Origin of the sequence: Microbacterium sp. ISL-59 (assembly GCF_018613945.1) — a bacterium.
Lineage (GTDB): Bacteria > Actinomycetota > Actinomycetes > Actinomycetales > Microbacteriaceae > Microbacterium > Microbacterium oxydans_B.
Genome location: NZ_JAGGPG010000001.1, coordinates 267,467 through 280,155 on the forward strand (window position 1 = coordinate 267,467; position 12,689 = coordinate 280,155).

General features: G+C 67.9%; 17 protein-coding genes. 1 reads left to right on the forward strand and 16 read right to left on the reverse strand.

What is annotated here, in order from left to right; translation table 11 throughout:
- Together J7E45_RS01295 and dprA are read right to left on the reverse strand one after the other, a co-directional pair.
- Complete coding sequence (locus J7E45_RS01295; RefSeq protein WP_215066604.1) at positions 1-903, reverse strand: tyrosine recombinase XerC; 903 nt, start codon at positions 901-903, stop codon at positions 1-3.
- Between the two features lie 66 nt (positions 904-969).
- Positions 970-2,166 (reverse strand): DNA-processing protein DprA, encoded by a 1,197-nt coding sequence (dprA, locus tag J7E45_RS01300; protein ID WP_308162055.1) that lies wholly within the window; start codon positions 2,164-2,166, stop codon positions 970-972.
- Between the two features lie 178 nt (positions 2,167-2,344).
- On the opposite strand from dprA, the gene J7E45_RS01305 reads away from it, so the two are divergent.
- Positions 2,345-2,809 carry a hypothetical protein gene (locus J7E45_RS01305; protein WP_215066606.1) on the forward strand — a complete coding sequence of 155 codons (465 nt, stop codon included), beginning with the start codon at positions 2,345-2,347 and terminating at the stop codon, positions 2,807-2,809.
- Positions 2,810-2,904: 95 nt separating this feature from the next.
- Here the strand turns inward: J7E45_RS01305 and J7E45_RS01310 are convergent, their stop codons facing one another.
- From J7E45_RS01310 to J7E45_RS01375, 14 genes are all read right to left on the reverse strand, one after another.
- A complete protein-coding gene (locus J7E45_RS01310) occupies positions 2,905-3,309 on the reverse strand; it encodes a hypothetical protein (RefSeq protein WP_215066608.1) in 405 nt (134 codons plus the stop codon).
- Positions 3,309-3,608, reverse strand: a complete 300-nt coding sequence (locus J7E45_RS01315; RefSeq protein ID WP_215066610.1) for a hypothetical protein — start codon at positions 3,606-3,608, stop codon at positions 3,309-3,311. Before J7E45_RS01315 ends, J7E45_RS01310 begins: the two co-directional genes overlap by 1 nt.
- Positions 3,601-3,792: a hypothetical protein gene (locus J7E45_RS01320; protein WP_215066612.1), complete on the reverse strand. Its 192-nt coding sequence runs from the start codon at positions 3,790-3,792 to the stop codon at positions 3,601-3,603. Before J7E45_RS01320 ends, J7E45_RS01315 begins: the two co-directional genes overlap by 8 nt.
- Before the next feature lie 2 nt (positions 3,793-3,794).
- The gene (locus tag J7E45_RS01325; RefSeq protein WP_215066614.1) at positions 3,795-4,358 is read right to left on the reverse strand and encodes a hypothetical protein; all 564 of its coding nucleotides are present in this window, start codon (positions 4,356-4,358) and stop codon (positions 3,795-3,797) included.
- Positions 4,348-4,734, reverse strand: a complete 387-nt coding sequence (locus J7E45_RS01330) for a hypothetical protein (RefSeq protein ID WP_215066616.1) — start codon at positions 4,732-4,734, stop codon at positions 4,348-4,350. Before J7E45_RS01330 ends, J7E45_RS01325 begins: the two co-directional genes overlap by 11 nt.
- Entirely contained in the window at positions 4,727-5,500 is a 774-nt protein-coding gene (locus J7E45_RS01335) for a hypothetical protein (RefSeq protein WP_215066618.1), read from the reverse strand. The genes J7E45_RS01330 and J7E45_RS01335 overlap by 8 nt, the downstream gene beginning before the upstream one ends.
- Positions 5,497-6,912, reverse strand: coding sequence for a DUF3631 domain-containing protein (locus J7E45_RS01340; RefSeq protein WP_215066620.1), 1,416 nt, complete (start codon positions 6,910-6,912; stop codon positions 5,497-5,499). The genes J7E45_RS01335 and J7E45_RS01340 overlap by 4 nt, the downstream gene beginning before the upstream one ends.
- A gap of 59 nt (positions 6,913-6,971) precedes the next feature.
- Entirely contained in the window at positions 6,972-7,508 is a 537-nt protein-coding gene (locus J7E45_RS01345) for a bifunctional DNA primase/polymerase (protein ID WP_215066622.1), read from the reverse strand.
- Positions 7,505-7,861: a hypothetical protein gene (locus J7E45_RS01350; protein WP_215066624.1), complete on the reverse strand. Its 357-nt coding sequence runs from the start codon at positions 7,859-7,861 to the stop codon at positions 7,505-7,507. The genes J7E45_RS01345 and J7E45_RS01350 overlap by 4 nt, the downstream gene beginning before the upstream one ends.
- A gap of 747 nt (positions 7,862-8,608) precedes the next feature.
- Positions 8,609-8,821: a hypothetical protein gene (locus tag J7E45_RS01355; RefSeq protein ID WP_215066626.1), complete on the reverse strand. Its 213-nt coding sequence runs from the start codon at positions 8,819-8,821 to the stop codon at positions 8,609-8,611.
- A gap of 16 nt (positions 8,822-8,837) precedes the next feature.
- The gene (locus tag J7E45_RS01360) at positions 8,838-10,355 is read right to left on the reverse strand and encodes a recombinase family protein (RefSeq protein ID WP_215066628.1); all 1,518 of its coding nucleotides are present in this window, start codon (positions 10,353-10,355) and stop codon (positions 8,838-8,840) included.
- Positions 10,356-10,379: 24 nt separating this feature from the next.
- Complete coding sequence (locus tag J7E45_RS01365; RefSeq protein WP_215066629.1) at positions 10,380-11,822, reverse strand: YifB family Mg chelatase-like AAA ATPase; 1,443 nt, start codon at positions 11,820-11,822, stop codon at positions 10,380-10,382.
- Positions 11,819-12,181 (reverse strand): YraN family protein, encoded by a 363-nt coding sequence (locus J7E45_RS01370; RefSeq protein ID WP_215066630.1) that lies wholly within the window; start codon positions 12,179-12,181, stop codon positions 11,819-11,821. Before J7E45_RS01370 ends, J7E45_RS01365 begins: the two co-directional genes overlap by 4 nt.
- Positions 12,182-12,310: 129 nt before the next feature.
- Positions 12,311-12,637 (reverse strand): DUF2469 family protein, encoded by a 327-nt coding sequence (locus J7E45_RS01375; RefSeq protein ID WP_017204525.1) that lies wholly within the window; start codon positions 12,635-12,637, stop codon positions 12,311-12,313.
- Between the last annotated feature and the right edge of the window lie 52 nt (positions 12,638-12,689).

Genomic DNA, 12,689 nt, shown 5'->3' on the forward strand with positions numbered 1-12,689 from the left:
TCACGCCCGGGGATGCGCCAGTCGATAGGTCGCGGTCAGGCGTTCGGCCGAGACGTGCGTGTATATCTGGGTCGTGCCGAGGCTGGCGTGACCGAGTATCTCCTGGACAGCCCTCAGGTCTGCACCGCCGTCGAGAAGGTGGGTGGCAGCCGTGTGACGAAGGGCGTGCGGGCCGATGGTCTCGGTGCCGACCACCGGTGCCAGCACGCGGGCGACAAGCTCGTAGACCGCTCGTGGGCCGATCCGGGCGCCGCGACTCCCCAGCATCACAGCGGATGAGAAGGTGCGCGCCCTCGCCACCAGGACCGGTCGGCCGCGACGGAGATAAGCCTCCAGCGCATCCCTCGCCGGAGCACCGTAGGGGACGACCCGTTCCTTGGCCCCCTTCCCGAGCACGCGGGCCGTGCCTCGGTCGAGGTCGAGGTCGTCGATATCCAGCCCGCACAGTTCTGCGACACGGATGCCGGAACCATAGAGCAGCTCGAGTATCGCGTGGTCGCGCAAGGCGATCGGATCTCCCGTCCCGGCCGCGTCGCGATGAGCATCGAGCAAGCCCGACATCGCCTCGCGGGACGCCACTGTGGGCAGTGTGCGTCCCTTCTTCGGTGCGATCAGCCGCAGGCTCGGGTCGTGGGACACGAGCTCGTGCTCGTGCGCCCAGCCGAAGAAGGACCGAGCGGCCGCAGCCCGCCGCGCGAGTGTGGATCTCGCATCGCCCCGCTGGGTGGCATGCCAGAGCCAGTCTCTGAGCACCTCGAGATCGACTTCTTCGAGCGTGATGCCACCTGCCGACGCCTGGAGGTCTCGAAGGTCCGACCTGTATGCCTTCGCGGTCGCGGGCGAGAGTCGACGCACCCGCTCCAGGTGGCCGACGAACGCCTCGGTGGCGACCGTGAGATCCATGGCTTCAGCTTGCCGCTGTACGTCGCGTCCCCTCTTCAGCCTCGCCGAGGTCTCTGCGGATACCTCTCACCCGGTCCGTGATGTGTGCGCCCGGTGCCACCCCCTTTCGTCGAGCGCGACATCCCCTTCCAGGTGCAGCAACCCGAGGCATGAGCGCACTCGATCCGGCGACAAGCCCGACCTTCGGGCGATCTCCTCGACCGAGAGCCTCGACCTCGTGCTCAGGGCATCGAGGACTCGGGTGCGATTCGGATCGTGCTCTTCGCGCTCGGCCGGCGGTTGTTCGATCGGCCCCCACAGCTCTCGCACCTCTCGTGCCGAGGTGACGCACTGCGCGTCGTACTCCCGGAGCAGCCGGTGGCACCCTGCGGAAGATGCCGACGTCACCGGTCCGGGAACCGCACCGAGCGGACGCCCCAGCGTCGCTGCGTGACCCGCGGTGTTCAACGAGCCGCTGCGCCAACCCGCTTCGACCACCACGGTCGCCTGCCCGAGCGCGGCAATCAGTCGGTTCCGAGCCAGGAAGCGCCACTTGGTCGGAGCCGTTCCGCACGGCGGTTCGCTCACCACAGCCCCTTCGACCGCGATCTGCTGCAGGAGCCTCTGATGACCGATCGGGTAGGCGCGGTCGACTCCGCCGGCGAGGAAGGCCACGGTCGCTCCGCCTGCACCGAGGGCAGCGCGATGTACAGCGCCATCGATTCCGTATGCGCCGCCGGAGACGATCACCGCTCCCCCCGCGGCGAGATCCCCGCTGAGCTCCGCGGCGACGTGTTCGCCATAGCTGCTGGCGGCCCGCGCCCCGACCATCGACACCCGTGGGTTCCGCACGAGAAGATCGACGTGCCCGCGCACCCACAGTGCACTTGGCGCATGAGGCCCGAGATCATCGAGGCTCACCGGCCAATGCGCGTCGCCGGGGATGACCAGCCGCGCTCCGACCTCGAGCGCGCTGCGGAGGGCCTGCCGCACAGCGCGGGGATCCGCGCGAGGGCGCCATCGTGCTCTCGCCTCTGTCAGCGCCCGAGAAGCCTGTCCGCTCGCGGCGCCTGCGGACATCAACGACAGGGCATCTCCCAGCGCCGCCGAAAGTGCTTCAGCCGCGCCCAAGGTCCCGATCAGCGCCCCTGCAACGGCGTCACCGGGCTCGGCGATCACGCTCCATGCCGCGCGTGCCACGCACTCCGCGAGGGCATCACCCGGGTGGATCCGACGGACCGCTGCGATGGTCTCGGAGTCGTCGAGCAGTTCGTCCATCATCATCACAGCCCTCTCCTCAGATGCAGCGCACGGCCTATCTCCTCAGGCCCGGGTCGGTCGATGCCTGCCAGGTCGGCCATGGTCCACGCGACAAGCAAATGGAGCTAAGTCGTATGTAGTTCGAGGAGTTCCCATACCCATCGCCGATCCCCTACGTTGAGACCGATTGAAAGGATCGATGATGACCGAACCCGCCGCTACCGAGCCGACTACTGCTCCAGAGGCACCCAATGACAGCTACTTCCTTGACGAAACGCCCCCGAAGGATTGGATGCTCGACGACCTTGTCCGGCTCTTTACGGCGCCCGGATCTGGCATCGGCCTGACGATTCAGTCGAACGGCGCCAGCATCTCCGGCTTGGTGATCGGCATCGAGGAATACATCGACCTGCTGGCGAAAACCTTCCAGGATTCCCCCGCGCCCGCGATGACCGCGCTTACTGATGCCTGGGCCGCTAGCGCCCTGAAGTACGCGGCGGTTGAAAACGAACGCGACGCCGCCGGATTGCCACTCAATGCGAAGCGCTACATCCACATGCGAGACGTTCGCGTCTTCTCGGGCTCCGTGTACCTTGATCTACCCCTTTGGCGCGGCGCCCTGCGGGATGTCACCGGATGGTCACTCGGAAACGTGGAACGCGACTGACCGCAAGGATGAAGGCCGGGGATCGGGACCTCCCCGGCCTTCTGCCGCTGTCATGGAAGCGGCACTTCTCGGCGTGCGAATTCGCCGAGGGTCTGTCAGGCGGTGTGCCCTAGGCGTCCATCTCCACCGATCCACGCCGTCACGCGGTCTTCGGCTGTCGAGAGGTCCGTCGCCCGAGCGCCCGGGACTTGCACGGCACCGTTCACGAGGAGCTCGCCGCCGATCGACACCGACCCCGCGAAGTAGGAGGCGAGAGCGATCGCAATCCGCGCATCGACGATGTCATTCACGTCGTTCTCGATGAATGCCGTGAGCGTCGCCTCGATGTTGTTAACGAGAATCGAGAGATCGGCAACAACCTTTGTCAGCCTCGGCACCGTCGCGTTGAGCGTCTCGCCGGACGGCGCTTCGAGCTTCTGGATCCGGTCTTCGTAGTCGCGAAGGAGATCGATGAGCCCGCCGAGGTCGGAGGGTATGGCGCCCTGACGCGAGCTACGCATTACCTCCACCCCCTCGACTGGCGGTGAGCGGACTCATGCTGCCCCTTGAGTTGCTCGGCGGCGAGTTCGGATGCTGTCGCCGGTCGAGGCTTCGCCGGCTCGGATGCCGGGATGGGCTTGCGAGGAGGAAGCGCCTTCGCGCGGTCGAGGGTTGCACGGGCTGTCGCGCGGTCTTCCTCGCTCCACTCGCCGCGCTTGGCGAGCAACGCGTCGACTTCGCCGATCATCTCGTCGTGAGGGTCGGTCTCCCCGAAGCCGAGTTGCTCGGCGGCGAGTTCGGAAGCGGTCTTGTCAGTCATGGTCATGCCTTTCAATCGGTCGTGCTGCGTCGGCGAGGGCGTCTTCGAGGTCGAGCCGAGCGTGCAGGGTGCGCATGTCAGCGTCGAAGTAGGCGCGATGCGCTGCCCGCCACACGGCGTACGCCTCCTCCCTCTCTCGCTCGGCGAACGCGAGCGAGGCTTGGGCTTCCCGGATTGCACTCATGGTCAGTCCTCCCACTCGTCCTCGTCGATGAGCCGCGCGTCGATGTAGCCGATGAAGCCCGCGGGACGGCGTCTGCGCTTCCGTGAAGGCTCGGGCGTCGCTTCGGCCACAGGCTCGGCTTTCACGACGGGAGCGGGGCGCACGGCGTCAGCCGTGACCGCCCTCGTGTTCGTCGTGTGGAGGATGGCGCTCGACGGGGTGCTCGCGCTCTTCTTGGCACGGCGCCTTCTCCCATCGTCGGAGAGCTTGTACACCGCGTAGATCTCGCGACCGCCGTCCGCCGGGAGGGTTGCCGCCTGGTCGCGACGCCGATCATCGGCGAGGATCTTCGCGCCCTGGCGCTGCCGCCACTCGGGCGACGCCGCGTCCCACTTCGCCCGAGCCTTCGTCATGACGCGATCAAACCGCCGCCCTGCCTTTGCGTCCGCACGCGTCCGCTCGGCCTTCGACTTGCCGTCGTCAGGAATCCGGGCGAGCATCGCGGCGGTATCGGCGGCGACCGCCTCCCGGAGCGCTCGGGCTTCGCGCGTCTCCCGCTTGGCTCGGGGTGTGCGCCTAAGCGGCATGATCCTCCCCTTCCGCTCGAAGATTCAGCCCAAGGAGCCGCGCCCGCTGCGCCTCGGCCGCGAGGAGTACGCGATAGATCGCCGTCCGCTCCCCCTGTGACTGGCAGAGAGCGAGGTCGACGTGAGCCTTGCGGACGACGCCGTCGATGCGGTCTTCGACCTCGGTACGAAGGTGATCGGCTTCCGCCTCGCCGAGCCGGGCGTATGCGACCCTGGCGAGCTCCTGCGCCTCGATCTGCGAGACTCCGAGTCTCTCGGCGATATCGCCCCACGAGGAGCCCTCGCGGCGCATCACGACTGCACGGAGGGCTCGCTCGACGGCGCGGTCCGCTTCGATCTCGGCGACCGCCGCGGCGCGTTCCAGCTTCTTACTCATCGTCAGCACCGATCGAGAGGTCGCCGAGGTCGGCCGCCGTCTCGTCGACCTGATCCTCGCCTGGCACCGGAACGACGACGTCGGGCTTCGACTTCGCCGCGCCGCGCTGCACATCGAGGGTTTCCATCGCCTCCCCGATCGCGCTCCCGATGTCGTCGAGCGCCTGGCTCACGTGCATGCCGGAGCGGTCCACGGCGACGAGCACGGGAACGCTATCGATCCGCGGCTCGGCGAGTCCCTGAACGCGAAGACCGGTCGTCAGCCGGTCGAGGAGCCCGAGGGTCGAGAGCGACTCGTCGAGATCGACGCCGGACTTCCGGAGCATTTCGCGCGCCGACGTCACCCGGAGGATGCTCGCGTCGGCCTTGCTCATCGCCTCCGCGCGCCATGCCGGTGCGTGGTGACGGATCGTGTCGACGACCTGGATGTGCGCCTTGCGGAGCGCCGAGTCTCGGGCATCGAACTCGATCTTCGCTTCCTCGTATGCATCCTGCGCGGCACGGAGCTTCTTGACGAGCTTCTTCGCCGGGACCGCGCCACCGTCCTCGGCCGCGTCCGCGGCTTCTTCGTCGATCTCACCGCGGATACCGTGCACGACGGCATCGGCCGCAGAGAGTGCCGCCCGCGCATCGCGGTGCTGCGCGGCACGCTTCGCGAACTTCTCGACCGCCTCGCGCACAGCCGGAATCGGAATGCGCGAAGGGTCCGGGAGCGTGAGCATCATCTGCGATCCATCACGGGAGTGGAGGTTGTAGGAAACGGTCATGATGACTTGCCTTTCTTGGAGGGGTTCGGTTCGGAATCAGTGAGCACGGTGCCGCCCTCAGGCGGGAAATCAGGGAGGTAGCGCATCCACGCATCGGCGAACTCGGATCGGTCCCAGCCCTTCGCCACTCCGACGGCCGCGCCGAAGCGGATCGCTCGGGCGGGAGGGATGCCGTAGCCGTCGAACGTGCGACCAAGGAAACGCGAGTCGATAGGGCCGCGCCCGCCGAGGTCGCTCCAAGGTGCGTCGTCGAGCCCGATGAGCTCGTGCAGGAGCTCCGTCGAGCGCATGCGCTTCTCGGCGCTCTTGTCGAAGATGCGGCGTATGTCGGCGAGTAGACGGATGCCGAGCGATGCAGGGCGGTCGTGTGCGTCGCGGACGATGACGAGAGCGGCGTCTCGGGCGAGCTTCGGCCAGTCGCCGCCGACTGCGTCGGCAACCGCGATCAGCGGCTCCCAGACGTCGGCGTCGCGATCGGCGATCCCGTCGGGCATCTCCGGCCACGGGTTGCCGATCTTGCGGGAAGCGGTGCGCGCCCATGCTGCGATACGGTCACGCGTGACTTCGAGCTCTCGGCCGTTCTCGCGCTCCCTGTAGGGCTCGACTGCCTCCGAGCGGGCGCGGCGGCGCATCGGCACGATGATCGCTCGGGTGCGGATCGTGTCGGGAAGCTCTCCGAGCCCGGCCATAGCTACGGGCGCGAAGGTGGCGAACTCTTCGAGCACGACCTCTTTCCCGCGCGTCGCTGCGCGACTGTAGCTCGCCCCTCGACGATGGCCACTGTTGAAGATCCCGCGAAGCTCTTCGGCTTGCGAGTCGCGGGCGCGGGTTCCGAAGAGGGTGTCGAACTCGTCGAAGAGGATCGTCGGCGGCTCGTCGCCGGCATCGATGCGACGTGCCAGGAAAGCGGTCGTCGTGTTCATCGTCTCGACGGGGTCGTGCGCGAGCTTCGCGAGAACTTCGAGCGCCCGCGTCTTGCCGCTGCCCGGCTCCGGACTCGCGAACACCATTCGAGGAGTCGAGTCAAAGCGGCCCACGAGATGCGTGTGCACGGCCCATAGAGCGACAGCGGCCTCGTGCCACTCGGTGGGGAGGGCAACGAACCGACGAATCTGCGCGCGCGTCTCGGCGAGTACCGCGGCGCCTTCCGAGAGCGGGAGCGTCGCCGGCTCAGCGTGACGCTCGCGGATTGCCTTCTTCTCGGCCTTGGTCATCGGGATCGTGGGAAGGGGGAGGCCGAAGCGGCGCACGCTGCCCGCGAGCGCCTTGTCGAAGGCCGCCTCGTAGTCGGCTCCCCATCCGTCCGTGTACGTCGCCCGTGCCTCGTCGAGCGCCTTCCCGACGCCGGGTGCGCCGGCCTGGCCGAGTTGCACGAGAGCGGCGACGCCTTCGAGCAGATCGGAGTGCGACATGTCCCGCGGCCAGAAGCGCCCCGCCGCCTTCTTGACGGCCTTGGAGGGCTTGCCAGGCGTCAGGCGCGGAACCTCTCGACGCTCGCATCCGGCGCGCTGTCAGCCGTGCGGGTGCGCTCCCCCACGGTGACGAGCCAATCGGGAGCCGCGGAGAGCTCGGCGAGGGATGCGGGCGGCATCTCGTACAGAACCGCGTACGACTCCCCCGTGCGGCGATCGATGCCGCTCCCCCGCTCGAAGAGATCCGCGCTACCGTTCGGGAGCTCGACACCCTCGGGCGCGGCGTAGAAGGAGTGTGCGCCGCCCGAGGGCGTGCGCTGCGTCCAGGTGGCCGGGAGCTCGTGCCCCAGGCGTGTGAGAGTCGCGAGGCCGTCCTTCCCGCCCTTGACGTCGAAGTCGCCGATTGCGAGCCCGGAGGGACCGGCGACGACAGCGGGCAGGGCGTCGGGGTACTTCTCGAACCACGCGCGAATCGTCTTCTTCGACGTGCTCGCGTCCTTGAGGCCGTGAGCCGTCAGGGGGCGCTTGTCCGCACCGCACACCATGACGTGCCAGCCGAGCCGCTGCGCTGCGAGAGCGCGATCGAGGGCGCTCACGAGTCGCGCCGCTTCATCGACTCGGACGCCGCTTCGGCAGCGGCGGTACGAGCGAGCACGATCGCCTGACGGCGGCGCTCCTCGCGACCCCACTCGCGTCCAGGGAACAACTCGTCGACCTTCTCAAGCCACGGATCGAGGTCTTCGGCGGACGGCTCGGGTGCCCGCCGCTTGCGCGGGGGAAGACCGGCCTCGGCGCGCCTGGCATCCTCGCGCTGAAGCTGGACGGCACGCGCCCGCTTCGCGCGGTCCGAACGCTCTTGGGGCGTCATATTCGCGGCGGCGCGAAGGCCACCGAGGGACCGCGAGCGGAACGAAGCCGGCGGCGGCGTCTGAGGCGTCTCGTCGGTCATCGTCCACCCCCGAGAAGGGCAGCGAGCTCGGCGACCGTGGAAGGGCGGAGAGGAGGAGCGTCATTGACGACGCCGACGATGACGGCGCGTTCGTCTTCGGAAAGCGGCAGGAGTGGGGCGCTGGTACGCATGATGGCAATCCCTCAGAGTGAGGTTGATTGCCATCGCGGCTGTGTCCGGGGCGGTGTTGCCCTTCTGTCCCATCGGACTCCGAGGAGCCCGTGCCAGCGACAATACCACGCCCGGAGCCTGCCACCGGCTAAGACGGGGCGTGTCTGACTCGGGGACAATCTCGACTGGTCGGCACCGTGTGTAACCGGTCGTAACCGATGTGTAACCGCGGCGGCGTCCCGGGGATCCGCGTCATTCCGCGGAAGTTGGCCGATGTAACCGATGTAACCGAGTCTCGGGAGTGCGGAGGCGTGTCAGGTAGCGGGTTGTCACCGTGTGCCTACTGTTACCCCCTTCCCTAAGAAAGAAGAAGAGGGAGAGAGCGCGGACCCCTCCCCTTCTCCCCGCAGGAACGGTTACAACGGTTACATCGGTTACGGCGTCGCCCTTATCTCGTGAGCGCGGAGCGCATTGTGTTAGCCGTGGAGGGCGAATCCCGCTATAGAGCGAGCGCGGAACGAATAAGCGTCGCGCGCGGATGACGCTGCCGAAGCATCGCCCTTATCCCCCGCGTCTTCTCGCCGTAGTTACGCTCTGCCAATCAACGCGAGCCGAAGCACACACTCAAGGGGTGACCTAGTGCCCGCCGACCTTGATCATCTCGCCGGCCTCGATGAGAGCGGCCTCGGTCCACCGCTCGACCCTGCCGTCGACCAGCACCTCGTATACCGAGATGTTCTGCTCGCCCGAGCCCAACGTGTAGTAGTGAAAGCGTCCCCCGTCTTGCGGAGCGGTGATTCGCCCGTTGGCACCGTCGGGCGTGGTGACTGATTCGCCTAGTTCGAACATGCGCCGAGCGTAGCGTTCAGTGCCAGGTGATCGCGAGGGTTGCTTCGGTGTGAGCGAGTCGCCCGGCCACATCGCGGGGAGCGCGTGAGCCCTTGCCCGGTGAGCGCATCTCGATCGACATGAGCGTCCGCACGATCGCACGCTGACGGTCGACGTCGAGCGCTTGCCACGCCTCCGCCACGGCAGCCCACCGCGCCTCGTACCCGTCGCCCGCCCCCTCAGCGTGGGCGATCACGTCGCCGAGCACGTCGACCCGTCCGGCGTCGCTCATCTGTGCTTCTAGGGCGGTCATCTCGGCCCGGAGATCCCGAAGCATCGCCTCGGCCTTCGCGAGCGTCGTGTGTCCGCCGGCCACGAGCGCCAGAACGTTCGCCTCGCCCTGTTGCTTCGCAAGCATGGTCGCCCGGAGCTCTGCCACGTTCGGCGCATCGCTACGGCGGAGAATCTCGGCGGCGTCCGGTCGCGCGAGGCGGTCGAGAACGATGTGCGTGACGAAGTGGTCAGCGTCGTCGCGCTTGCGGGACAGGTGCGGCGACTCGGAGCAGCGATACGACCGAATGTCGCGGATGACGCCCGCCTTCATCGCGCTGCCACACACCCCACAGCGGGCGATTCCCGAGAGGAGGCTCTTCGGGAGCGCGCCGGGGTTGCTGCGTCGCACGGGGTCGGCGAGGAGGTCACGTGCGGCCGCCCACGTCTCCGGGGTGACGAGCGGCTCCCATGATCCGACCGGGAGATCGACGAGGCGGAGGTTCTGTTGTGCGCTCTGGCCGTCGCCCGAGGAGCGCGGCGGCGCCACGAGTCCAGCGTTCCGGGGGTTCGCGAGCACGTTCCGCACGCTGTACGACTCGAACGGCTTCCCTGCCGTCGTGGTGAGGCCGTCAGCGTTCCATGTCCGCGCGATCGAGCGAAGGGGCGTCCCGGCGAGCAGCATCGCGTACCCGCGTCGCACTGCGGTCGCCTCGGGCTCGAAGGGCTCGTGTCCGTAGTCCGGCCATTCCTGCCCGTCGCCGCCGACCCGCTTCGGCCATTCCGGTGACGCTCCCGCCGCGAGCCTCGTGTATCCGAAGGCACGTCGCCCGCCGGCCGGGAGGAGCTTCTCGCGGCGGTGCGCGTTCGCGCGCTTCTGCCGCTCGCTCTTGCGCTGCACCTCGAAACGGGCGAGCCCTGCCGCGAGAGTCGCCCGAAATTCGCCGTCAGCGGTCGCGAGGTCGATCTCTCCGTCGACAGTCGTGATCTTCGCGCCGACGTCCATAAGCGCGACGAGATCGCGGATGCCGCGGAGGATGCGGTCCTGATCGACGGCGACGACGACGTCCACCCGTCCGGCTTTCGAGTCTTCGATGAGCCGATGCCAGGCGGTGCCCTTGCCGCGAGGCTTCGAGGCCGAGACGTCATTATCGACGTACTCCCCCGAGATCTCCCATCCCCGCGACTCGACGAGCGCACGACACCGCGCCCGCTGTCGGTCGATGCCTTCCGAACGGCCGTCACGGTCGAGACTCTGCCGTAGGTACAGCGCTGCGCGTGTCATGCACTAAGTATGTCCTGAACCGATCTAATGCACCCTGAGCACTCGGTCATAGCCCCGCAACGTCAGCGATCCGCGTTCCAGCGCACGATCGAGTGGCGACCTGGTCGCCGCAGAGAGCCGAAGGGCCCCCTGGCGAAGCCAGGTGCCGGGGACGTCGGCGTTGCGCCGCCACGGCGTGCTCTTCCACCGCTGGACCGCACGCTCGCTCGCCGCGACGACGCGCGCCCGTGCCTGGGCAGTCGTCGTCCTTGCCCTCCGCTCGTCCGTCGCGCACGACGCGGCGACCCGGGCCACGTGCAGGTCGATGTCTATCCGGTCGCGGAGCGGTCCGGACAGTCGGGTCGAGTACCGTCGGATCGCCATGGGTGGACACACACACTCGGCACCCCTCACGCCATGATTCCCGCACGGACACGGATTCATGGCGAGCAGCAGCTGGAACTTCGCAGGAAAACGGGCGGTGAACCCCGCTCGATGCACCTCGATGACTCCCGACTCGAGCGGCTGGCGCAGCGCGTCAAGAGCAACACGAGAGAACTCCGCGGCCTCGTCGAGGAACAGCACACCGCAATGCGCCCGCGCGATCGCCCCTGGCCGAGCTGCGCGCGACCCTCCACCGACCAACGCCGCAACGGACGCGCTGTGGTGCGGGGCCTCCAGCGGCGGCGTCCGACCAAGCGTCGCGACGCGATCCCCGTTGAGCGAGAGTATCGATGCGACCTCGAGTGCCTCCAGGTCGCCAAGTGGCGGCATGATTCCGGGAAGTCGTCGAGCGAGCATCGTCTTGCCTGCGCCCGGAGGCCCGCTCAGGAGCAAATGATGTCCACCTGCAGCGGCGACGATGAGCGCCTCGACGGCCTCTTCCTGCCCGACGACGTCGGACAGGTCCAGTTCGGAAGGCTCGCCGACCGCCGCCGACGCCGTGTCGACGGCCTCGACCTCGGGCGCTTCGACATCGGCGCCATGCCACACCGCGACCTCGGCGAGGGAAGCGGCAGCACGCACATGGATTCCGGGGACCAGTCTCGCCTCCGCTTCATTGGCATGAGGAACGATCACCCTCTCGAACCCGGCGCGTGCGGCAGCGAACACGGCGGGGAGCACACCCGGGACAGGTCGGATCCGACCGTCGAGCCCGAGTTCGCCGACGTGAACCGTGGCGGCGATCGCGCGCGGTTCGATCGATCCGCCGGCGGCCAGAGCGGCCACGGCGATCCCGAGGTCGAACCCCGCTCCGTGTTTGGGAAGGCTGGCCGGAGAGAGGTTCACTGTGAGCCGCCGTCGAGGCAGGTCGAGCCCGGCGTTCTTGCACGCGTTGTGGACCCTTTGCACGGCCTCCGCCAGCGACTTGTCGGGCAACCCGATGATCCGGAACTCGGGTGTCTGGTTCGACAGGTCGGCTTCGACTTCGACGAGATGACCGTCGACTCCGCTCAGGGCGACGGCCCACGTCCGCGCTGTGGTCATGCGATGCCCACGAGATGCTCGAGCGATCCCACGAACGGGTCCGCACCGATGATCCCGATGACTTCGAGCCTCACCGCGCGCCCACGAGCCGCGTCGGGATGCGCGGCGACCCAGGCTTGCGCAAGCTGCCAGAGCCGACGGCGCTTTCGTCGATCGACGGCCTCGAACGGGTGCCCGAACGCTGCCGTGCGTCTCGTCTTCACCTCGATCATCGCCAGCTGATCGCCCACCGCGGCGACAATGTCGATCTCCCCTTGCGAACATCGCCAGTTCCTGTCGAGCACGGTGTATCCGCTGCCCATCAGGTGCTGCGCCGCGCGCTCTTCTCCCGCTCTGCCGAGGTCATCTTTCGCTGCCATACCCTCAGCATCACGTTCAGCCCGATTGACTGTGCGCCGCGGGCACACCCTCACGCTGAGGTGGGGATTACGTGAGGATTCGACCTCGTGTGCAGGAACAGCGCCGCGGCCCACGCGGGGCCGCCGATATCACTCCCCGTCGAGCGACAGCTCCTGCGGGAGTTCGAACTCTCGACGCTGAAGCTCCTCGACGTTCACGTCCTTGAACGTGAGCACGCGCACGGCCTTGACGAAGCGATCGGCCCGGTAGATGTCCCACACCCACACATCGCTCATCGAGATCTCGAAGTAGAAATCGTGCTCGGTGTCGCGGCGGACGACGTTGACCTCGTTCGCGAGGTAGAAGCGGCGTTCGGTCTCGACGACGTACTGGAACTGCGACACCACATCCCGGTACTCCCGGAACAGTGCCAGTTCGAGCTCGCGGTCGTAGTCGTCGAAGGCTTCCTCATCCATGATGACTCCATCCTAGAGTCGCGGCGCACGAGGCGCGGCATCGCCGGCTGGT